We start from the raw sequence: 21,322 nt of genomic DNA, 5'->3' as shown, positions 1-21,322 counted from the left end.
GAAACGGCCGTAGCCGCCGAGCGGCCGCGGCCGAGCAGGACCGAGCCGCGGGCGGAGCGGACCGCCGGTGGGTCGACCTCGGCGACGGACGCCGGGCACGAGCCTCCGTCGAACTCAAACTGCTACCGCGCACGCGGCGAATTCGCGCCTACCTGCGTTGGTCGGATCGTGGTCGCTCACCCGCCCGCTACCTTGGGCCGGTCGAACACGCCAGCCGGGCGGAGAATCTCGCTGAGGGATGGCGACTCGCGTGGGCGCGGGGGTTCCTCGTGGCACCGGACACCGCCCAGACCTCATGGGCGAAGAGCCCGGCGGTAAGAGCGGTGATGCGTGCCAACAAGGGCCGCGACACCGGCCCAGAACGGCGAATTCGTACTCTGCTCCACAAGGCGGGCCTGCGATACCGGGTCAACGCTCGCCCACTACCCACGCTGCGACGCACCGCCGACATCGTGTTTCCCACCGCTCGTGTCGCGGTGTTCGTGGACGGCTGCTACTGGCACGGATGCCCCGACCACTACCGTCCCGCTCGAGCCAATGATCAGTTCTGGCGCGAGAAGATCGACGGGAACCGCGCCCGAGACCGGGAAACGGACCGACTGCTCGCCGATGCCGGATGGGTTGTAGTCCGAGCTTGGGAACATGAGGACCCCGTTGACGCAGCCGAACGCATCGGTCAGATCGTCCGCCGAGCATCGCATGAGCGGCGGGCCGCACGACCGGCCTGAGGTACGGGCGACACGCTGTGGTCGGCACCGATGTACCTACCGACGCGGCGGGGCAGGACATCATGTCGTCCGGCCCGGGATGAGGAGTAGGTCGCCGGATTGCGGCCAGAGGGCGGCGACGGCCGTGTGCCAGAGCCAAGGTTTGGGGTGGCGTTGACATCTAGATCTAGACTTCGAGTTCCACGATCCGTGGGCAGAGGACGCCCGCCACGTCGGCCACACGGTCCCCGCGCTTCTCGAGCGATTCATCGCCGGCAGCGTCCACAACTCGTTGACTCGGGAGATTAGCGACCGATGACCGCTCGGCTCAGCAGCCTCAACCTCACGCCGTCGCCACGAATCTTGGAGATGATCGCCGAGGTCGACCTGCAGCTTCATCAGTGCCTCGGGGAGTTGATCGACAACTCGTTGGACGAGCTGATCGAAGCCTCTATGCGAGACCGATCGCTGGAGCCTCGGATCGACATCACGCTGCCGACCTCCGGCGCGGCCGGTAAGTCATCGGTCATTACGGTGGGCGACAACGGTCGGGGCATGTCGCCCGAGCGGCTGCAGCGGGCGCTTAGCGCCGGCACCTCAGGCAAGCAGCGCTTTGGCAGTCTCGGCCTGTTCGGCATGGGGTTCAACATCGCCACGGCGCGTCTCGGAGCCGTCACCGAGGTCAGGACCGGGTGTCGGGGTGACGATCAGTGGGTGATCGCGACGATCGATCTCAGGGCGATGCAGCGCGAGTCCACCTATCAGGTCCCGTTGCGTTACGAGGACAAGTCGCGTGAAGAGCACGGCACGCTGGTCACCGTGACCAAACTTCGCGAAGACATGGTGACTCGGCTGAAATCCACCCGCGCGATCAAGGAGACGATGAGCCTCTTGGGGCGCGTGTACACGTACATGCTGCGGGATCCACAGGCTGGCCACTCGGGCGCCGAGCTTATGGGTGGGGCCAATCAGCGCCTGTACGTCAACGGTCGCGCGGTCGCGCCCCACCTTCCATGCGTCTGGGACCCAAGCCGTTCCGTGCCCTATAAGGGCTCGGACGTCCACGCCGGCATCAGGATCAACATTCCGCTCACCAACGCGTACGCCTGCATGAACTGCGGCCGCTGGTACAGCTTGGCCCACGAGGAGTGCGTCGACTGCGAGAGTACCGACATCGAGGAGCGGGAACGGCGGATCTGGGGCTGGCTCGGCATCCAGCGGTACGCCGACAAGTCCGACTTCGGACTGACATTCCTGCGCCACGGCCGGGCGATCACGTACCAGGACAAGTCCCTGTTCAGTTGGGAGACCCCGGACGGTGACTTTGAGCTGGAGTATCCGGTGGAGCTCGGGATGGGACGGATCGTCGGCGAGATCCATCTCGACCACGCGCCGGTAAACGTGCGGAAGAACAACTTCGATACCTCATCACACGAATGGCGTTTCATGGTCGAGAAGATCCGCGGGCCGGAGCCTCTCCGGCCGCAGATCGCCATGCGTCTGGTCGGACGCGAGAACGCATCTCCGTTGAGCCGCTTCTTCAACGCCTACCGCGAGAACAAGCCGGGAGTTCGTTACCTCGTGCCGGGTAACGGCACCACCTCGATCCATGAGACCGCCAAGGGCTGGGCGAGCAAATTCCGCGCCAACGATCCCGAGTACCTCACCGATGAGAAGTGGTACGAGGCCATCGAGACGCACGAAAGGATCAAGAACGGTCCGCCGCCCGGTCCGCCGCTGCCGGCGGCGGCGGACGATGACGACTGGCTTGACGACGAAGGCCTCGGTCACCTCGGCGGGGAAAGGGACGAGCCGGCCGATGAGCCGGAACCGATCACACCGGAGACCGAGGAAGAGCGGTTCGCGCGGTGGCGATCCGCCGCGACGCTCTTGCCGGACACGGACCGGGAGGTGCGCATCGGCAACGCGCAGCCCGTTCTGCGTGTTTACGTCACGTCTGGAGTCGAACTGAGCATGGACGGCCAGAGACAGCCGTCCGCCATTCGGATCGTCGCCGGCGAGATCGAGATCTACGTCGACGCCGAGGCGACACTCATCCGCCAGTACGGATGGTCACCGTTGAACCTCGCCCTGGTCTGCTGCGCGCCACGACTCAAAAACGTCTACTCCGTCGACGGATCCTTCGACAATCTGGTGACCTCGATCCTCGAGCAATTCCCCGACCGCCGGGTTGACGCCGCCGCTGTACGGGCTCGCGGCGACGCCCTGCTCGAGAACATGCGCGAGCGCCTCGCCCATCTCGCGCCGAAGAGTCCACACGCTTACTGGAGCGCCCTGTCCGCCGAAGCCAGGCGAGCCGCCGAGGCGATCGCGGTGAGCATCACGCCCGACGTCGACTGGAGCGGCGCGGTCGAAAATGGGGAGTTCGCGCGCTATCTCAGCGCGGAAGGCGTCTACGACCTGGTGACCAACAGTCCCGCCCTGGTGCTCGACGCCGCCTTGTTCCGGACCACCTACGCCTCCCTCAGCGAGGACACCCAGGCGGACCAGATCTCCCGGATCGCAGCACTGCTGGCCGACCTGCGAAGGATGGTCGCGGGAGCGCCCATACGTAAGACGCTGGAGCTGTCTCGGCTGCTGCTGACCGCTGATCTCCTCGACGACGAGATCGTCACGATATGACGAACTCGTTTCTCGACCCGGCGTTCCTGGTCGACGAGGGGCCGAAGGGCTTCACGCGGCAGCTCGAACGACTGCTTGGTCTCATCGCGTTCACCGAGGTCGTCAACGTCGACGGCCCAGGTGACAAGGGCGCCGACATCATCGCTCGCCTCAAGGGGCAGGACTGGGTCTTCCAGGCCAAGTGGAAGAAGTCGGGGTCAGTCGACTACGACGCCGTGGACGAGGCCCACACGGCGATGCGCCACTACGGCATCTACCGCGCGGTGGTCGTGACGAACAGGGCTTTCACCCGAAAAGCCCATGAGCGCGTTCAGGCGTTGCGCGACGTCGGAATCAACATCAGCCTATGGGATGGACGCCGACTCGCGACCGTCTATGACCGCGCCCCCGACAACGTCAAACCGTTCGACCTGCATCTGTACCAGGACCGCGCGGTGGAGGCCACGTGGGAGGCCCTCACCGACGTCGGCCAGGCTCTGGTATACCTGGCCACCGGCCTCGGCAAGACCGTCGTCGCCGGTCGAGTACTGAGACGCTTCCTGCTGGCCAACCCGGGCGCGCGCGTGCTGGTCACCGCACACATGATCGATCTTGTGGAGCAGCTGGAACGCGCCATGTGGCGTGACATCCCCAAACAGGTCCCCACGCGGCTCCTCCACGGTGACTCGAAGCCACACGCCTTGCCCGGCGTGACCTTCGGCGTCGCTCCGACGGCCCGCAGCTACGTCGAGTCCGGCTATTCGCCCGGCCTCGTCATCGTGGACGAGGCCCACCACGTCGGCGAAACCGGCAACTACGCCTCGCTGCTCGAACGTTTGCCCGAGGCAAAGCGGCTCGGGGTGACCGCAACGCCGTGGCGTGGCGACAAGTACGACATCGAGCGGACGTTCGGAAACCCGGTCGTCCGGGTGTCCATCTCGCAGGGCATGAACCTCGGCTACCTGGCCGACGTCAAGTACAGCGTCTTCGCCGACAACATCGACTGGGACTTCGTACGTGAGGCATCCGAGCACGGCTACACCATCAAAGACCTGAACAAGCGTCTGTTCATCCCCGAGCGGGACGACGCCGTCAAAGGGCACATCGAGAAAATCTGGGACCAGACGCCGAACCCCCGAGCCATCATCTTCTGCCAGACGATCGAGCACGCGGAGCGGATGCGCGACTTGATCGCGTTGCGTCCCGGATGGGAGCGGGCGGCGACGCTGCACGCGAACCTGAAGACCAGAGAACGACGCAAGCGGCTCTTGGGCTTCCGCTCCGGCGAGGTACCGATCCTGGTAGCCGTGGACATCCTCAACGAGGGCGTCGACGTCCCCGACGTCAACATCCTGTGCTTCACCCGGGTCACCCACAGCCGACGGATCTTCGTGCAGCAACTCGGGCGAGGCCTACGCCTATCGAAGGGCAAGAGCCGCGTGGAAGTTCTCGACTTCGTCAGCGACATCAGGCGCCTCGCCGAGGTCTACGACATGCGCGAACAGGTGTCCGAGGCCGAGATCGAACAGGTATCGGTCGGGCGCAATCAGTTCGTCTTCGAGGACCTGCGCGTGCGGGACCTGCTGGAACAGTGGATGGCCGACGTCGGGGATCTGGGTGGCGCCGACGACAGCGTACGCCTCGAGTTCCCACCCATTGGAGGAATCTGATGGCGGCGCTTCCACCCCAGGTACGGACCGAGGTCCTCATGGAAATCGTCGGCCAGATGGACGCCGCACGCTGGGAGGAACTATCCGCACCGGCCGCCACCGATATGTACAACCGCTTCGTGAAGGACCCGAAGATCGGCGGCAGACTGGCGCCGTTCATGACGGCGCATCAAATCAGGGTCTGGATCAAGGACGGGCCGGCGAAGGAGTATCGACGCGCGCTCGAGGGCATCGGGACGATCGCGACCTTCACGAAACGCACCTACCCCGGCCCAGCGTCCGTCGTCCGTCTCGCGCTCGGAGACCAGTGGTCGCCCAGGCCGAACACGATCGAGATAAAGCCCATGAGGTGCTTCGCCGACGGCCCCACCGGCGCGTCCAAGTTCATCATCTGGGGGCCGCTCACCGCCCTCCAAAGCCTGATCTGGAACTCCTGCTTGATCCGCGCCAATGATCCACTTCAGCCAATCACCGTGGTCATCACCAAACCCAACAGCGCGCCCCTGCCGCCCGCCGACTGGGAGTTGGTGAAAGCGCTCAGCGCCATCGTCAACGCCAACTGCCAGCAGATCACGTACGCGGTGAGCCGGAAGCCCGGAGACTAGGCTGCGGGCCGCACCTACCGCTCCACCCCCACGTCGAGCGGGGAACAGGCCGTGAAGCGGGTTCCGGGCCGCCGGTTACGGCCTATCGGCGGTGCTCGGTGCCGGACGGATAATGGTTGTTCCCCATGTCCTACGCTATCGAGGCACTGCCCGGTCTAGGTCATCGACGGATTCCCTCACGATCAGGACGGGCCTGTCTCTTTGTGACGGTGGTGGTTTCGTGACAATCGTGGAGCGTTTCGATACACCGCGTTTGACGGTGGTGGGCGCGGGCGGCCAGCCCGTCGGTGCGCAGGGCTTGCGTGCGTTGGTGGCCGATGGGTCGGCTGTCATCGCGATGGGGGGCCTGGTCGCCGGAACGTTTCTGACGGAGGCGGGCAAGTCGGTGATGACCGGTGAGAAGCCGGGCCGGGTGTGGTTCGTGGTGGCCGTCATCGTGGGTCTGGTCTTTATGGCGGTCGGCTTCTGGTTGAGACACCGGGCTCGGATGGGGCTGCGGGTGGGGATCATCGTGAACGCAGTGGATGTCCATCGCGGACGGGCCCGTGCCGAGCAGCGGAATCAACAGGCGGAGCGGTTCAGCCAGGGTTCAGCGGCGGTGACGCTCAAGGCGGAGATCGAGTTGTCGGGTGATCCCGTTCGTGATCGTGAACTGGTTGATCTGCTGGCGGAGGAGACGCTACGGGCCACGACGATCGCGGAGCGGCTCGCTCCGGACGCAGCCCACGTCAATGTGATCCCCACGATGCCGCTGCACGTGGCGTTCTGGTTGGGCGCGCGGCTGGGGTACACGCACGCCCAGCATGTCGCCGTGCATGAGCTTCGGCAGGACACGGGGTCTCCGGCGTTCTTCGCGGCGACGTCGCTGCGGGCGGTGGACGTGAAAGCCGCCCCGCTCACGGTGGAGCGGCTGGAGGCGATCGATGGCGGCGACATGACGAAGGTGGCGCTCGCGCTCGATCTGCAGAATCGCGGGGATCAGTTCCGGGACGCGGTGGTGAAGGCGTGTCGTGAGCGCGGCATCGGGTGGCTGCTGCTGCTTCGCAACGAGAACCGGCTGCTGAAGCAGGTCATGAAGACGTTCAACGGGGTCATCTCGCAGACGTGCAACGCGTGGGACACCGCGCCGTTGCCGGCCGAGGCGCGGACGGGTCACCACGCGATCTTCCTGAGCGGGCCGGTGGCGATCGCTGTGGCGCTCGGTGCCCGGCTGGCTGCGCCGACCCCCGGGCAGTGGACGGCGTACACCTTCAACCCTGTTGCGAACGTGTACGAGCCGTTCCCTGCTCCCCCGAACGGCTGACGTGGCGTTCCGCCAGTACGCCCAAGGCTGGCGGCCGGTCCTGCTGGCGGGGCGAGGTTGTCGTACCCGCGCCGTACCGTCTCGTCGGTGCTCGGCTCCTTCGGGAATGCGGGTGCCACCTACAGCGTCGTAGGAACTGGCCGTGACCCCACCCCTCGGCGGCCGTACCAGGCGCACCTGCCAGCCCAGGGAACGGAGAGCACATGGCCACGCTGGCCACCCACTTCAAGACGGCACTGAGCAACATCGAGCCGAACGAAGACGCCAAGAACGCCCAGTCGGCGCATGCCGAGGTCACGGCAGCGCTGGAGGCGGACGACCTCCTGGTGAAGCTCGGGGTCGATCCGCTGCTGATCGGCTCCTACGGCCGGCACGTGTCTATCCGCCGGGTCAAGGACGTCGACGTGTTCGCCCGACTGAGCAAGGCCGGTAAAGACCTGCGCCCCGGCAAGATCCTCGACCACGTCCAGGCTGTACTGGAGGCGGCGTTCCCCGGCCGGGTCACGCGCCAGCACCGGTCCGTGATGGTGGACTTCCCCGACTACGGCCTGTCCGTCGATGTGGTCATCGCCCGGCCGTGCGGGGATCACTGGGAAATCCCGGAGAAGATCGAGAAAGACGGGAACGCCCGGTGGGTCGAGACCAACCCCACCAAGATGGCCGAGCTGACGACGCAGGCGAACAAGGACTACCTGCTCTACGACGACGATCCCAGCAGCGGGGTCTACGTTCCCATGGTCAAGCTCGTCCGTCAGATCCGCCGGGTCTGGGTAGACGACCAGCCCGGCGGCTACTTCTTCGAAGTTCTCACGTATCACGCGTTCAGCAACCTCAAGCCGGACGAGACGACGTACGCCGGGTACCTGACCGTCGTGCTCCGCGAGATCGCCGACCTGCTCCTGGACATCGCCGACGAGGGCCTCGATGACCCGACGCTGGACGGCAAGAAGATCAAGACCAAGGCCACGCCGGAGCAGCTGGCTGCTGCGGCCGACCGAATCGCCGAGGCGGCGACGCTGGCCGAAGACGCCCTGGACGCGGAGGACTGCCCAGCCGCGGTGAAATGGCGTGAGCTGCTCGGCACGACCAAGAACACCACGACCGAGGAGTACGTCTTCCCGCTGCCGGAGTACTGCAACGCCGATGGCACCAGGAAGCGGACGTCGGCGGTGACCCGGGGCGCGTCCACCGTTCCGGCCGGGAGCGGCCGCTACGCATGACCAGCTCCTGGCAGAGCGACCTCGTCGCCGAAGCCGACTCCTGGCGCGCGCGCCTCGGGGAACTCGGCTTCGGCGACGACGGGCATCGGCTACGCGGCGACCTGGCGTGGCAGCACCCCGTCCACGGCCATGTCCACGCCCGCATCGAGGTGGAGCTGACCGATCGGTTTCCGTTCGCCGCGCCAGCGGTTCGGGTGCTCGACCCAGGAACAACGATGGAGCTGACCTTCCACATCGACCGGCCCGCCCTGCCAGGGCTTCACGGCAACCTTTGCCTCTGGGACGGCAGTGCCCATCCGGTCGACGCCGCACCATGGCGCGAACCCCAGGTTCTGCTAGACCGGGTGCGGAACTGGCTGGAACAGACGGCCGCGGGATGGCCGGACGACGATGTCTGCGACCTCGAGCGGTACCTGGTGCCGGACGCCGGCGCTTTCGTGCTTTACGACGCCGACCTGCTTGCCGGAAGAGTCGGGCTTTTCAAGACGGCACCGGGGCCCACACCGCGCACCATCGAGGTGACCGGCAACCGGCGGCCGGGGGTCATCGCGCCGCGGGGACGTCAGCAGCTACATCCGAAGGACCGTGGACTCGCGTGGGTCGATGATCTCGGCGAGGTCAGCTGCCCACCTCGGGAATGGACCGATCTCGCGCAGGCTCTCGGACGTGCCGATGAAGTCACTCGTCTGATCGCGCTCGGTGCCGTCGGCTATCTCCTGCTGAGGTACTCCCGCAACGGCCACCGCGCGGCCCTGGCTGTTGCCGTACAGCGCGGCGGCCCCGCTCCGTCGATCACAGCCTGCGAAAGCGCCGACACCAGCCTGGCCACCCGGTCGATACGTGCGGGTGACACCGCTGTGGAACTGGCTAATGTCCGGATCGCCGTGGTCGGTGCAGGCGGGCTCGGGTCTTTCGCCGCCGACATCCTGTTCCGCTCCGGCGTCCGCCGTCTCACCCTGATCGACGGTGAACGTCTGCGTCCCGGCAACGTCGTGCGTCACCTCGCCGGCAGTAACGACGCCGGGAAGTACAAGGTCACAGCTGTCATGGACCGGCTGGCGGCCACGGGCTTCGACGTCGGCGAGGTGGAGCGGCGGAACCGGGACATCACCCGGCTGGGCGACGCCGTCGAACTGGTCAAGACCCACAACGTGGTGCTCGACGCCACCGCCCACGCCGGCGCCAGCAGCCTGCTCGCGACGGCCGCCGACATCGTCGGCACGGGGACCGGTCACACAGTCATCTCCGCCTGCGTACAGCGCGAGGGCGACATCATCAGAGCTGACCGTTTCCCCCTGCGCCGCGCAGAGCAACACCTACCGGCCCTGACCAGCGAACCAGTCCGCGCAGGAGTACGGGAGGCCGGGTGCGGTGAACCTGTCTCGCGGACGCCACCAGCGGCGGTCATCGCCGCCGCCGAACTCGCTTGCCGGATGGTCATCGACGAGGCGACCCACCAATGCGCCCTGCCGGCGACTATGGCGGACGTTCGCCGGCCCCAGCCTGATCCGCCCTTCGACCGGCTCGGTCTGCTCACACCAGATGCCGTTTCCGTCCCGGTGGCGTTGTGACCGGCCCTGTTCCAGTGGTGATTCACGCCGACGCTCGTCAGACCATTAACGAAGCGGCCGGACGTGCCGCACCGCTGGAGGCCGGCGGTCTGCTTCTTGGGTGGTGGGACAGCGACAGGGTGATCGTCCGTTCTGCCGTCGAGGTAGTGGATCCGGCCGCCTCCGGCACCTCGTGGATCCGGCGCGAGAACCTTGCCCAGCAGGCCCTCGACCGGGCGATCGCCACTCTCGGGCACCCCTGGATGGGTTATGTCGGTGATTGGCACAGCCATCCGGCGCCCTGTGAGGCAAGCGCGCAGGACCTCAAATCCATCCGCAGCGCCTCCCGTGCCTACCCCCGGCCGCTGCTGCTCATCGTGCACCGCTCCGGCGGCGTCCTCGACATACGAGCGGCTCGTCGTGGCAGGTCACAGACGGTCCTCGAGGTCACTGCCTGAAGCTTTCCCCATCGCCAGAACCACCACCCCGCCGCACCCCGCAACGAATACGACCAGTTCCGCGCCATCCTCCACAACGCCACCCGCACCGGCCTCGCCGGCCAGAACCGGGCCGGCCACCCCGACTTGCTCAATACCTCATCGGCCGAGTTCTCTGGGTCGGTCATCACCACCCGGCACCCGCAGCCAAACTCGCCACGCTGCTGACCCACGCTCTCGCAGCACCGCAACTGACGCGGCGCGGCAACTTTGCCGGATCTGATAAGGACGCGTCGAACCGACCGAAGCACGGCCTGAGCAGGACTTACGCCCGTTCTGCTGATCTTCGGCAAGCGAGCACAGCAACGCGCGTGTGCGACCCACTAACACGAAAACAAAATAGGAACCCGCAGGTAGTCAGCCTTGGGGTACAGATAGAGCATCGTCTTAGGAAACCGATGCTCTATCCCCTGAGCTACGAGGGCGCGAGGGCCCAGTCTAGCGACCTGGGGTTCACCTGAGGTGGCAGGGAGAGGCCCACGTTCACCCAGCCCCTGTTCTCCCAGCCCAGGACCGCAGGTCGAGCACACAAACCTCAGTTCGCGACCGCCAGTCGGCCACCGTGACCTTCCGGTCGAAGGGCCGACCGAACGCCGACGCCGTCTCGTCTCCAGCGGGCCTTGTCATCGATAACGGCCTAGAGGGCGTTGACGCGCCTGCTCCAAGTCGCGTGGGAGACGAGTTCGATCTTTACGGTCGACGGCCGCAGATCGAACACCAGGACCCCGCATATCGAACATAGGTTGCCGCAAGTCGAAAGCGGATCTCCTCGCAGATCGAAAGCAGGTACGAAGTCGACGCGGTGCTCGCGAGCAGATCCGCCCACGCCGTCGGGATCGAAGTCAAAGCAGCCACCACCGTCGGCCCCGAGGACTTCCGCGGGCTACGCCGACTCGCCGACCGCCTCGGCGACGACTTCATCGCCGGCATCGTCCTCTACACCGGAACCTCGACGCTGCCGTTCGGCAACAGACTCCGCGCCCTGCCAGTCAGTGCCCTGTGGCAGGTTCCCGCCCCGTCGGCAGGCTGACCTCGCTCTCTTCACAGGTCGCTCCGGTCAGGGTGAGGCTCATCGATCACCGAGCTACCTGGCCTGCTGATCTTCAGCAGGCCAGCGCAGCAACACACCCGTAGCTTCCGTTCCTCGGCGGCGGTTACCGGTGCCACGCCTCGGCCGGTAGGCAGTCGGCGGCCGGCCTGCCGTAGATCAGCTTCCCGGTCGGGGTGGTGTAGCAGTGGGCGAACTGGTCCTCGGCTTGGAACAGCGGGCGCCGGTCGATCTCCACGCCCCGATCGTCGTAGCTGACCAGCTCGGGGCCGTGGTCGATCTTGAGTCGAGCGCCGGTGGTCATCAGGCCAAACGCCCCGCCGGAAAGGCGCGCAACCGTCGTACGGCCATCGCCGTGGTCGAGCACCAGTCGGGCGACGCGTCCGCTGACTCGGCCGCTGACGCTGACTTCCCCGCCGCCGGCCTCGGTGGACGTCAACAGGAGCCGCTGCACGGGACCGGGCAGCCAACTGCCGTGCGGCCATGGGTTGGTTGCGGCCGCGCCGGACGGTGCCCGGTTCGGCCCGGCCGACCGCAGGTCACAGGTGGCGTACCCGATGTCGTTCATGAACAGCACGAGTGCGCGGTCACCTCGTTCCGTCGCGACCGCAAGATCGGCCAGGGAGAGCGAGACCTGGCGCTCGCCCTCGGCTCGCCCGGCTGCCTCATAGGCGTTCCACCTGAGACATTGTTCGGCCGCCGTGCGCAGCGTGGGTGACAGCTCGCCGGGTCCCATCGCCAGCACCTGGACGTCCTGGCCGTCCGGCCGGTTCCACACCACCGCCGCCACGCCGGATGCCGCGACCAGCAGGACCAGCGCGGCCACCGCGACCCTCAGACGGGGCCGGGCTGGACGACGGCCCGTCGCGCGGAGGAGGTGCTCTCGCATCCTGCGCGCTGTTGCCGGCGGCAGGTTCCGCTCTGCGGGTGGGTCAAGGATCTTGTTCACCGAGTCTCCTCCTTGATCTCTTCGGGGATCAGGCGGGCCAGGCGGTTGCGGGCACGGCTGACCCGGGAGCGCACCGCCACCTCGCTGATCCCCAGCACCACCGCCGCGTCCGGGTACGAGACGCCCGACCACAGACACAACGCCACCGCCTCCCGCTCGGCTGGCGAGAGTCGGCGCACGACGGCCAGGATCTGGGCCACTCGCCGCTCGTCGTCCAGCCGGGCGGCCACCTCTTCGGCAAGATCGCCGTCGTCGTGCCGTTCGGGCGGCAGCCGTCGCAGCAAGGCCAGCCACCGGCGGGCCGACCGCCACTCCGAACGCACCGCGTTGGTCGCCACCACCAGCAACCAGGGCAGCGCCGAACCCTCCACCAGGCGGGCTTCGCCTCGGCGGCGCCAGGCGACCAGAAAGGTCACCTGCGTGACATCCTCGGCCGTCGACCACGACCCGGTCAGCCGGAACGCATGGTTGTAGACCGCGCGGGAGTACCGGTCGAAGAGCCGTCCGAAGGCCGTCTGGTCACCAGCGGTGATCGACGACCAGAGCTCCTCGTCCGACAGCCGTACCTGATGCGTCACACCACACTATGGCCGCCGAGGACATCCCTGTTGCAGCTAACGGATCGGCATCGCGGCCGGCAACAGCGGAAAGGGCGGCCACCGGCGTTCGCCTGGGCTGGCTAGGCTGCACGGATGGCAGCGTGTCCCGAGCTGACCAGGCCGCTCCCCCAGGCGGGGCGCGGTCACGGTCTCTCCGGGGCAACCCCGGGGACGCAACACTCACCCAGGCACCACACCACAGGTGCGTCGGCACGCTCCGCGAGCCTGTGCACCCGCACGGCCGGGCATCGTCGGGACGCGCTGCCCCCATCCGTTGGGCCGCCGTGACCACCGTCCATGCGCTCGCCACCGCGCTGGCCGACGCGTTCCTCGCCGAGGACAGCTGGCGTCGACCGGATCTGGTGCACCGTGGCGGCCTCGTCCTCGGGGTCCGGCGGCGGTGGCTGTGGCCGGTCGCCGACGCGGTCCTGGTCGCCTACCCGCGCCCACCGCGCGACCGACCCCGCGAGTTGGCCGCCTTCCTCACCACCCTCGACCCGCTGCGCGACGCGATCTCCGCTGCCCGCTGGCAAGGCCGCCCGATCGTCATCCGCACCCGGCCCGTGGCAGCGACCCGCACCGTCCGCCGCCCCTGGCACACCCCGCTCATCGACGACGTCGGTGCCCTCGCCGCGCTGCTGCGGCTGAGCGTCGAACACCTCGACTGGTACGCCGACCGACGCGCCATGAACCGCCGCGCCAGCGACCAGCGGCTGCACCACTACCGCTGCCGGTGGACCGATCGCGGACGACTCATCGAAGCACCCAAACCCCGACTCGGTGCCTTGCAACGACGGCTCCTCGCGGAGGTTCTGGGCCCGATTCCGGTGCACCCCGCGGCGCACGGCTTCGTGCCTGGTCGCTCCGCGCACACCTTCGCCGCCGCCCACGCTGGCCAACCGGTGGTCGTCCGGGTCGATCTGCTCGCCTTCTTCAGCAGCGTCCCGGCCACCCGGGTGTACGGGCTGTTCCGCACCGCCGGCCACCCCGAGGCCGTCGCCCACGCCCTCACCGGACTCTGCACCACCCGCACCCCGTCGAGCGTCCTGCGCCAGGCGCCCAGCGACCTGCCGCACCGGTCGGCCCGGCTCGCCGCGCTGCGCGCCGGGCACCTGCCCCAGGGGGCGCCCACTTCACCCGCGCTGGCGAACCTGTGTGCGTACCGCCTCGACCGCCGCCTCGCGGGTCTCGCCGACGCCTACGGAGCGACCTACACCCGGTACGCGGACGACCTCGCCTTCTCCGGCGATCTCAGCGCCAGCAGCCTCATCACCGCCGTCAGTGAGATCGTGCGGGATGAGGGTTTCCGGATCCACCCCGACAAGACCCGCGTCCGCGGCCAGGGCGACCGGCAACTGCTCGCCGGACTTGTCGTCAACGGTCGACCCGCGACGCCCCGGGACGACTACGACCGGCTTCGCGCCCTTCTCCACAACGCCGCCCGTACCGGGCTCGACGCGCAGAACCGCACCGGCCACCCCGCCTTCGCCGACCACCTTGCCGGGCGGGTCGCCTGGATCGGTCACCAGCATCCGGCCCGCGCCGCCAAGCTGGCCGCGCTGCTGGCCGAGGCGCTCGCGGCCCGGTGATCTGCCCGCACGGCACAGCCAGGCCGTCGTGCCGCACCAGCTGGGAATCCGACCGCAGGCGAGGCCGCCAGCCGCGGGCCAGGCAGCCAGCCGCCCGTGAGGCAGCCAGCCGCAGGCGACGCAGCCGACCGCAGGTGAGGCAGCCAGCCGCCCGTAAGGCAGCCGGCCGTCGAGGGTGAGCGCGACGGGTGCCATCACATCGGTGGGGCCGGCGGCTCGGGGGGCTTGCCGCGTGCCCGCTGCGCGTCGGCGAGCGCCACACCGGTCAGGACGACTGCGGCGGCGCTCATGACAGCCAGCGGCGGTGCCCGGAGCAGCACGGGAATGAGCGCCAGCAGCAGCCCGACGGCGACGATGCGGGACGGCGAGACCCGGTTGAACACCTCGTACTCGAACCGGGACCGGCCCACCATGTAGAGCGCTGGGCCGCCGAGGATCACCGGAAGCCAGGCGAACGGGGTGTTTCCGGTGGGCTGGGCGATCGTCAACTCGAAGCCGATCGCGGTGGTGATCACTCCGGTGGTGATGAGCAGGTGCGAGTCGGCGGCGGACGAGCCGATTTGGGCCGGTCGGCGGCTCTGTCGGACCGCCTCCGCGAAAATCTGGCCGGCCCGGTAGAAGTAGATCCGCCAGATCAGGATGGACGCGGCGATGGTGACCGCGAAGGCGGCGGTCGACGCCGGGTTCCGCGAGCCGGAGGAATAGGTCAGGCCGGTGACCAGCACCGCCTCGCCGAGCGCGACGAGGAAGAACTGCTGGTAGCGCTCGGCCAGATGTTCACCGGCGATGGACCACGTGTGCGGGGCCGAGCGGCCGAGGCCGGGCACCGGCCAGCCGAATCGGTTGGCCAGATATTCGATGACCAGGGCCGGCAGCCAGAAGAGCAGTCGGGCCCCGGACCAGGCGAAGATGAGGCCAAGTATCCACAGCACCGCGGTCGCCGAATAGGTGATGAATATCCGTAGCTCGAGCCGCTGCTGTTCATGGCCGCGTAGCGCGATCGCGAGTAACAGTGATCTGCTGAGCTGCGCGATCAGATAGCCGGCCACGAACGCGACCGCGTTGACGCTGAAGGCGCGCGGGATGGCCACTCCCATCACCATGCTGGCCACCAGCGCGATCAGCACGGTGGACTGCACGATGGGTTGATAGGGGTCGTAGCGGCTGGTGGTCCAGGCGCTCCCGTGCCAGACCGACCAGAGGGCGAGCACCAGGAACAGGGTCTTGGTGGCACCGGCGAAGACCGCCTCGGGCTGGTGGATGGCCGCCCTGCCGGTTAGGTCCTCCACCGCTCGGGCCACCACCCGGGTCAGCGCGAAGACGAACACCAGGTCGAAGAAGAGCTCCAGGAACGACGCCCGTCGCGTCGCCTCGCCCTTGTGCAGGAGCATGTTCGGATTTCGCGGCAACATGGTCCACCCGTCCGCGGGGTGCGGCCACCCCACTCAGGCAGTCTTAGCCCAATCCCCGGCCCGACGCGCCCACAACCGGCAGGCACCAGCCCTGACCGGGCGACGCCGCGAGGTCGGCGGCGGTCCGGGTACCGCCACCGCACCCCGGCCGGAGCGGTGCACCATACCCCTAGGGGGTATATGGTGTTGGCGAGGAGGCGATGAGATGTCCAACGACGCCCATCACCACGGCAGCAACCCGCCCACCGGCACCGACCCGCACCAGGACAAGCACGCCGGGCACGGTGGGCACGACAAGCACGCGGGGCACGATCCGGAGGTGTTCCGCCGCAAGTTCTGGTTGAGCCTGGTGCTGACCGTGCCGATCGTGGCCACCAGCCACATGGTGATGGACTGGTTCGGCTATCGGCTGGAGTTCCCTGGGATCGACCTGGTGGGGCCGGTGCTGGGCACGGTGGTGTTCGGCTACGGCGGCTGGCCGTTCCTCCAGGGCGCGGTACGCGAGATCCGGGACCGCGCGCCAGGGATGATGCTGCTGATCGCGATGGCGATCAGCGTCGCCTACGTCGCGTCGCTGGCCACCGCGTTCGGCGCGTTCGACCTGGACTTCTGGTGGGAACTGGCCGCGCTGGTCACGATCATGCTGCTCGGGCACTGGCAGGAGATGAAGGCGATCGGCCAGGCCCGGGGCGCGTTGTCGGCGCTGGCCGCGTTGTTGCCCGACGACGCGGAACGGCTCGGCCCGGACGGTGGGCCGGAGCGGGTGCCGGTGGCCGACCTGCGCGTCGGTGACCTGGTCCTGGTGCGGCCGGGTGGGCGGGTCCCGGCGGACGGGCAGATCGCCGACGGTCAGGCCGAGCTGGACGAGTCCATGATCACGGGCGAGTCGCGGCCGGTGTCCCGCTCGACCGGCGATCGGGTGGTGGCCGGCACGGTGGCCACCGACGCGGCGCTCCGGGTCCGGATCGAGGCAGTGGGCGACGACACCGCGCTGGCCGGCATCCAGCGGCTGGTGGCGCAGGCGCAGCAGTCCAGCGGCCGGGCGCAGGTGCTGGCGGACCGGTTCGCCGCCTGGCTGTTCTACATCGCCACCGCGACCGCCGTGGTCACCCTGGTGGTGTGGTCCACGCTGGGCAATCTGAACGAGGCGGTGGTACGCACGGTGACGGTGCTGGTAATCGCCTGCCCGCACGCGCTCGGCCTGGCCATCCCGCTGGTGATCGCGCTGTCCACGGCCGTGGCCGCGAAGGGCGGCATCCTGGTCAAGGACCGGCTGGCGCTGGAGCGGATGCGCACCGTGGACACGGTGCTGTTCGACAAGACCGGCACGCTGACCCGGGGCGAGCACGCGGTCGCCGGCGTCGCCGCCACCACCGGCACCAGCGAGCAGGACGTGCTCGCCGTCGCGGCGGCCGTGGAGGCCGACAGCGAGCACCCGCTGGCTCGGGCGATCGTGGCGGCTGCCGCCCGGCAGGGTGATCGGCGGACGGCGACCGGATTCCAGTCGTTGACCGGTCGTGGCGTACGCGCCGAGGTAGACGGCGCGAGCTACGCCGTCGGTGGTCCGGCGCTGCTGCGGGAGTTCGACGCCACGGTGCCCGACGACCTCGCCCGGCACCAGCAGGACTGGTCCCGCCGGGGTGCCGCCGTGCTGCACCTGCTTCGCCTGCCCGACAACCACGCCGACGGCCAGGCCACCGTGCTCGGCGCCCTCGCGTTGGAGGACGAGGTACGGCCAGAGGCCCGGCAGGCCATCGCCGACCTGCGGGGACAGGGCGTCCGCAAGATCGTGATGATCACCGGGGATGCCCGGCCGGTCGCCGAGGCGGTCGCCGCCGACCTGGGGTTCCGCTCGGGAGAGGACGAGGTCTTCGCCGAGGTGCTGCCGGCCGACAAGGACGACGCGGTGGCGGACCTGCAACGGCGCGGGCTGCGGGTGGCGATGGTGGGCGACGGGGTCAACGACGCTCCGGCACTGGCCCGGGCGAACGTGGGTATCGCGATCGGCGCGGGCACCGACGTGGCCATCGAGTCCGCCGGCGTGGTGCTCGCCTCGTCCGACCCGCGCGGCGTGACCGGGGTGATCCGGCTGTCCCGGGCCGCGTACCGGAAGATGATCCAGAACCTGGCCTGGGCCGCCGGTTACAACGTGGTCGCGCTGCCCCTCGCCGCCGGCGTGCTGGCCTGGGCCGGGGTGGCACTGAGCCCGGCGGTGGCCGCAGTGCTGATGTCGGCCTCCACGATCGTGGTGGCGCTCAACGCCCAACTGCTGCGCCGCGTGCGACTACGCCCGCCGGCGTGAGCTGGCCCGCCGAGCTGTCACCCGGCCGGGTAGGCGCGGGTCTCGGCGGCCTTGACCGCGGCCCACACCGGCTGGCCGGGGGTCAGCCTCAGCTGGGCGGCGGCGGCCGGCGTGACGTCGGCGGCCACCTCGATCGGGCCGGTGAGCTGGATCCGCAGGTTGTCGCCGTGGCGCTGGATGCCGGCGATGGTGGCCGGCCAGGTGTTGCGGGGGCTGCCGTCGGGCTGCCCTGGGTGCAGGGCCACGGCCGACGGCGGGAAGGCCACGAAGACCTCACCGTCGTGCTGGTCACCGGTGGTCAACCGGAAGCCGTCAGCGAGCAGGATGCTGTGCCCGGTGGCGCGGCCCCGGTACAGGTTGAGCCCGACCAGGCGGGCCACGTAGTCGGTGCGGGGCTGGGCCGTGATGGTGGCCGCGCTGCCCTCCTGGACGACGTGACCGTGCTCGATGATGACCAGCCGGTCGGCGAGCACGAGGGCGTCGAGCGGGTCGTGGGTGACCAGCAGCGTGGCTCCGGCGTGCGCGGCGAGGTGCTGTTGGAGCTGGGCCCGGGTGTCGAGCCGGGTACGGGCGTCGAGGGCCGCCAGTGGCTCGTCCAGCAGCAGCAGAGCCGGTGCGACGGCCAGCGCGCGGGCGAGGGCGACCCGCTGTGCCTGCCCGCCGGAGAGCTGCCGTGGCTTGCGGCGGACGTGCTCGGTCAACCCCATCCGCGCCAGCCACTCGGCCGCACGGTGTCGGGCCTGGTGCCGGTTCATTCCGTGCCGGCGCGGGCCGAACGCGACGTTGTCCAGCGCGCTGAGGTGCGGAAAGAGCAGGTAGTCCTGGAAGACCACGCCGATCGGACGCCGCTCGGTGGGGGTCCAGACCCGCCGGCCGGGGTGGTCGAGGTCGCGGCCGGCCAGGGTGAGGTGCCCGGCGGAGAGGGGAAGCAAGCCGGCGAGCGTACGCAGGGCGGTGGTCTTCCCGGCGCCGTTGGGACCGAGCAGCGCGACGACCTCGCCCGGGTCGATGGTCAGCGGCAGGTCCAGCCGGAAGGCGCCTCGGTCCACCACGAGGTGGGCGTCGAGCAGCGGCACGCCGAGGGGCGGCGCGGCCCCGAGCACGGTCTGGCCGACGGTCATGGCGCGCTGACCCAGCGGTCGCGGAGGCTCGCCAGGATCACCACGGAGACGGTGAGCAGAATGAGGCTGAGCACGATCGCGGCCTCCAGGTCGGTCTCCAGGGCCAGGTAGACGGCGATCGGCATGGTCTGCGTACGGCCGGGGTAGTTGCCGGCGAAGGTGATGGTGGCGCCGAATTCACCGAGGGCACGAGCCCAGCAGAGCACGGCTCCGGCGGCGATGCCAGGCGCGACGAGCGGCAGCGTGACGTGGGTGAAGGTGGTCCACCGCCCGGCGCCGAGGGTGGCGGCGGCCTCCTCGTAGCGGGTGTCGGCACCGCGCAGCGCCCCCTCCACCGCGATGATCAGAAACGGCATGGCGACGAACGCCTCGGCGAGCACGACCGCGGTGGTGGTGAACGGCAGGGTGATGCCGAACGTCTCGTCGAGCCACGAGCCGATCAGCCCGCGTCGACCGAAGACCAGCAGCAGCGCCACGCCGCCGACCACCGGCGGCAGCACGAGGGGGACGGTGACCAGGGCGCGCACCACGCGCCGGCCCGGGAACTGGACCCGGGCCAGCAGCCAGGCCAGGGGTACGCCGAGGGCGAGGCAGAGCAGGGTGGCGAGGGTGGCGGTCTGCACCGACAGCCGTAGCGCGGTGAGCACGCCCGGTTCGGTGAGCCGCTGCGGAAGGGTGGCCCACGGGGTGCGGACCAGCAGTCCGACCAGCGGCAGCACCAGGAACAGCAGCCCGAGCGCGGCGGGCAGCAGCAGCGCGACCGGTGTTCGGCCGGTGCGTCTGGTGCGCGTCGGTGGCACGGCCGTGGTCGGCCGCGCCACCTCGCCGTCGGTACGGGGCACCGGCTACGGCGCCTGGAATCCGGCCGCGGTGAGCACGCTCCGGCCGGTGTCGGAGAGGACGTACTCGACGAACGCCCGAGCGGCCGCCTTGTTGGCCGAGTCCTTCAACACGATGATCGGGTAGTCGTTGATCGCCCCGGCCGACTCGGCGAACTCGATGCCGTCCACCTCGGCGGCAGCGTCGGCCGCCAGCGCGTCGGTGCGGTAGACCAGCGCGGCGTCGACCTCGCCGAGCCGCACCTTGGCCAGCGCGGCCTTGACGTCCTGTTCGAGGGTGACCGGGGTGAGTGCCACCCCGGCGGCGTCCAGCGCCTTGCGCGCCGCTGCCCCGCACGGCACCTGTTCGGCGCAGAGGGCGACCTTCGCGTCGGGCTTGGTGAGGTCGCTCAGGCCGGTCACCCCGTCGGGGTTGCCCTTGGATACGGCGATGACGAGCTGGTTGCGGACGAACGTGGTCGGTTCGCCGTCGCCGTTGCCGGCGTCCGTGACCGTCTTCATGTTGGCCGGGGCGGCGGAGGCGAACACGTCGGCGGGTGCGCCCTGGTTGATCTGGGTCGCGAGGGCGGAGCTGCCGGCGAAGCTGAAGGTCACCTTCACCCCCTGGTGGGCCGCCTCGAAGTCCTGGCCGATCTGTTTGAACGACTCGGTCAGCGACGCGGCGGCGAACACCGTCAACTCGCCGCTCACCCCGTCGCCGCTCGCCGGTGGGTCGGCGGAATCGCCGCCGCAACCGGTCAGACCCACCACCGCGAGTACGGTGAACGCGGCCAGGATGGTGCGGAACCGTGCTGCTCTCACGCGTTGGCCCTCCCTCTACTCCCGACCGTCGTGATCGGCTTCTCCACGACGACCGTGGTTGACTTGATCACTGCGACGGCTACCGAACCGACCTCCAGTCCGAGGTGGTCGACCGCCTCGCGGCTCATCAGCGACACCAGCCGGAACGGGCCGGCCTGGATGTCCACCTGCGCCATCACCGCGTCCTTGACCACGGCGGTGACGATGCCGCGCAGCCGGTTGCGCGCCGAGGACGCCTCCGAGCCGCCGTCGGAACCACCGGCCTGGGCCCGGACGAACGTGGCGAGGTCGACGCCGTCGATCACCCGGTGGCCGTGCTCGTCCCGGCTCGCGGCGAGCCGCCCGGCGTCCACCCAGCGCCGCATCGTGTCCACGCTGACCCCGAGCAGCTCGGCCGCCTCGCCCATCCGAAACACCGTCACGCCGGCCATCGTAGTGCCCCGCACCTACGGCCAAGAACCACCAAACCCAGCCGCACCCTCAACCCC

General features: G+C 69.2%; 17 protein-coding genes and 1 pseudogene. 11 read left to right on the top strand and 7 right to left on the bottom strand.

The genetic code is table 11. From position 1 onward, the window contains the following. Positions 1-326: 326 nt before the first annotated feature. From C1I95_RS10915 to C1I95_RS10875, 9 genes and pseudogenes are all read left to right on the top strand, one after another. Entirely contained in the window at positions 327-728 is a 402-nt protein-coding gene (locus C1I95_RS10915) for a very short patch repair endonuclease (protein WP_111213682.1), read from the top strand. Positions 729-1,022: 294 nt separating this feature from the next. Further along, positions 1,023-3,350, top strand: a complete 2,328-nt coding sequence (locus C1I95_RS10910) for an ATP-binding protein (protein ID WP_111213681.1) — start codon at positions 1,023-1,025, stop codon at positions 3,348-3,350. Continuing rightward, a complete protein-coding gene (locus C1I95_RS10905) occupies positions 3,347-4,999 on the top strand; it encodes a helicase-related protein (RefSeq protein ID WP_111213680.1) in 1,653 nt (550 codons plus the stop codon). The genes C1I95_RS10910 and C1I95_RS10905 overlap by 4 nt, the downstream gene beginning before the upstream one ends. 38 nt (positions 5,000-5,037) lie before the next feature. Continuing rightward, the gene (locus C1I95_RS10900; protein ID WP_146605691.1) at positions 5,038-5,604 is read left to right on the top strand and encodes a hypothetical protein; all 567 of its coding nucleotides are present in this window, start codon (positions 5,038-5,040) and stop codon (positions 5,602-5,604) included. A gap of 220 nt (positions 5,605-5,824) precedes the next feature. Beyond that, on the top strand, positions 5,825-6,907 hold the full coding sequence (locus C1I95_RS10895; protein WP_199523691.1) for an SAVED domain-containing protein: 1,083 nt from the start codon (positions 5,825-5,827) through the stop codon (positions 6,905-6,907). A gap of 203 nt (positions 6,908-7,110) precedes the next feature. Continuing rightward, complete coding sequence (locus tag C1I95_RS10890; protein WP_111213677.1) at positions 7,111-8,127, top strand: nucleotidyltransferase domain-containing protein; 1,017 nt, start codon at positions 7,111-7,113, stop codon at positions 8,125-8,127. Further along, complete coding sequence (locus tag C1I95_RS10885) at positions 8,124-9,698, top strand: ThiF family adenylyltransferase (RefSeq protein ID WP_111213676.1); 1,575 nt, start codon at positions 8,124-8,126, stop codon at positions 9,696-9,698. Before C1I95_RS10890 ends, C1I95_RS10885 begins: the two co-directional genes overlap by 4 nt. Before the next feature lie 14 nt (positions 9,699-9,712). Beyond that, a complete protein-coding gene (locus tag C1I95_RS10880; protein WP_158566353.1) occupies positions 9,713-10,135 on the top strand; it encodes a M67 family metallopeptidase in 423 nt (140 codons plus the stop codon). 820 nt (positions 10,136-10,955) lie between these two features. Further along, positions 10,956-11,204: pseudogene (locus C1I95_RS10875) on the top strand (DUF4143 domain-containing protein); the annotation flags it as partial. 124 nt (positions 11,205-11,328) lie between these two features. On the opposite strand, the gene C1I95_RS10870 reads toward C1I95_RS10875, so the two are convergent. Together C1I95_RS10870 and C1I95_RS10865 are read right to left on the bottom strand one after the other, a co-directional pair. Continuing rightward, complete coding sequence (locus tag C1I95_RS10870; protein ID WP_233513525.1) at positions 11,329-12,048, bottom strand: hypothetical protein; 720 nt, start codon at positions 12,046-12,048, stop codon at positions 11,329-11,331. Between the two features lie 119 nt (positions 12,049-12,167). Then, a complete protein-coding gene (locus tag C1I95_RS10865; protein WP_111213673.1) occupies positions 12,168-12,749 on the bottom strand; it encodes an RNA polymerase sigma factor in 582 nt (193 codons plus the stop codon). 305 nt (positions 12,750-13,054) lie between these two features. Between C1I95_RS10865 and C1I95_RS10860 the strand changes: the two genes are divergently transcribed. After that, on the top strand, positions 13,055-14,359 hold the full coding sequence (locus C1I95_RS10860; RefSeq protein ID WP_199523690.1) for a reverse transcriptase family protein: 1,305 nt from the start codon (positions 13,055-13,057) through the stop codon (positions 14,357-14,359). Between the two features lie 194 nt (positions 14,360-14,553). On the opposite strand, the gene C1I95_RS10855 is transcribed toward C1I95_RS10860, so the two are convergent. Beyond that, positions 14,554-15,750 carry a low temperature requirement protein A gene (locus C1I95_RS10855; RefSeq protein ID WP_233513518.1) on the bottom strand — a complete coding sequence of 399 codons (1,197 nt, stop codon included), beginning with the start codon at positions 15,748-15,750 and terminating at the stop codon, positions 14,554-14,556. 226 nt (positions 15,751-15,976) lie between these two features. Between C1I95_RS10855 and C1I95_RS10850 the strand changes: the two genes are divergently transcribed. Then, positions 15,977-18,073: a heavy metal translocating P-type ATPase gene (locus C1I95_RS10850; protein WP_111213670.1), complete on the top strand. Its 2,097-nt coding sequence runs from the start codon at positions 15,977-15,979 to the stop codon at positions 18,071-18,073. A gap of 17 nt (positions 18,074-18,090) precedes the next feature. Here C1I95_RS10850 and C1I95_RS10845 read toward each other — a convergent pair whose 3' ends face one another. Genes C1I95_RS10845 through C1I95_RS10830 form a run of 4 tightly spaced genes read right to left on the bottom strand, consistent with a single transcriptional unit; the run spans position 18,091 to position 21,256 of the window. Beyond that, positions 18,091-19,194, bottom strand: a complete 1,104-nt coding sequence (locus C1I95_RS10845) for an ABC transporter ATP-binding protein (protein WP_111213669.1) — start codon at positions 19,192-19,194, stop codon at positions 18,091-18,093. Then, entirely contained in the window at positions 19,191-20,036 is an 846-nt protein-coding gene (locus tag C1I95_RS10840) for an ABC transporter permease (RefSeq protein WP_199523689.1), read from the bottom strand. The genes C1I95_RS10845 and C1I95_RS10840 overlap by 4 nt, the downstream gene beginning before the upstream one ends. 3 nt (positions 20,037-20,039) lie before the next feature. After that, the gene (modA, locus tag C1I95_RS10835; protein ID WP_111213668.1) at positions 20,040-20,834 is read right to left on the bottom strand and encodes a molybdate ABC transporter substrate-binding protein; all 795 of its coding nucleotides are present in this window, start codon (positions 20,832-20,834) and stop codon (positions 20,040-20,042) included. After that, entirely contained in the window at positions 20,831-21,256 is a 426-nt protein-coding gene (locus tag C1I95_RS10830; protein ID WP_111213691.1) for a TOBE domain-containing protein, read from the bottom strand. Before C1I95_RS10830 ends, modA begins: the two co-directional genes overlap by 4 nt. Positions 21,257-21,322 lie beyond the last annotated feature (66 nt).

The sequence above is a fragment of the Micromonospora craterilacus genome (assembly GCF_003236315.1).
GTDB lineage: Bacteria > Actinomycetota > Actinomycetes > Mycobacteriales > Micromonosporaceae > Micromonospora > Micromonospora craterilacus.
Note: the sequence above shows the minus strand (reverse complement) of the source record. Positions and strands in the feature narration are given on the sequence as shown.

Coding starts and splice junctions, on each gene's coding strand:
- C1I95_RS10915 (WP_111213682.1), top strand. CDS start 327: ATGCGTGCCAACAAGGGCCGCGACACCGGCCCAGAACGGCGAATTCGT.
- C1I95_RS10910 (WP_111213681.1), top strand. CDS start 1,023: ATGACCGCTCGGCTCAGCAGCCTCAACCTCACGCCGTCGCCACGAATC.
- C1I95_RS10905 (WP_111213680.1), top strand. CDS start 3,347: ATGACGAACTCGTTTCTCGACCCGGCGTTCCTGGTCGACGAGGGGCCG.
- C1I95_RS10900 (WP_146605691.1), top strand. CDS start 5,038: ATGGAAATCGTCGGCCAGATGGACGCCGCACGCTGGGAGGAACTATCC.
- C1I95_RS10890 (WP_111213677.1), top strand. CDS start 7,111: ATGGCCACGCTGGCCACCCACTTCAAGACGGCACTGAGCAACATCGAG.
- C1I95_RS10885 (WP_111213676.1), top strand. CDS start 8,124: ATGACCAGCTCCTGGCAGAGCGACCTCGTCGCCGAAGCCGACTCCTGG.
- C1I95_RS10855 (WP_233513518.1), bottom strand. CDS start 15,750: ATGCTCCTGCACAAGGGCGAGGCGACGCGACGGGCGTCGTTCCTGGAG.
- C1I95_RS10850 (WP_111213670.1), top strand. CDS start 15,977: ATGTCCAACGACGCCCATCACCACGGCAGCAACCCGCCCACCGGCACC.
- C1I95_RS10845 (WP_111213669.1), bottom strand. CDS start 19,194: ATGACCGTCGGCCAGACCGTGCTCGGGGCCGCGCCGCCCCTCGGCGTG.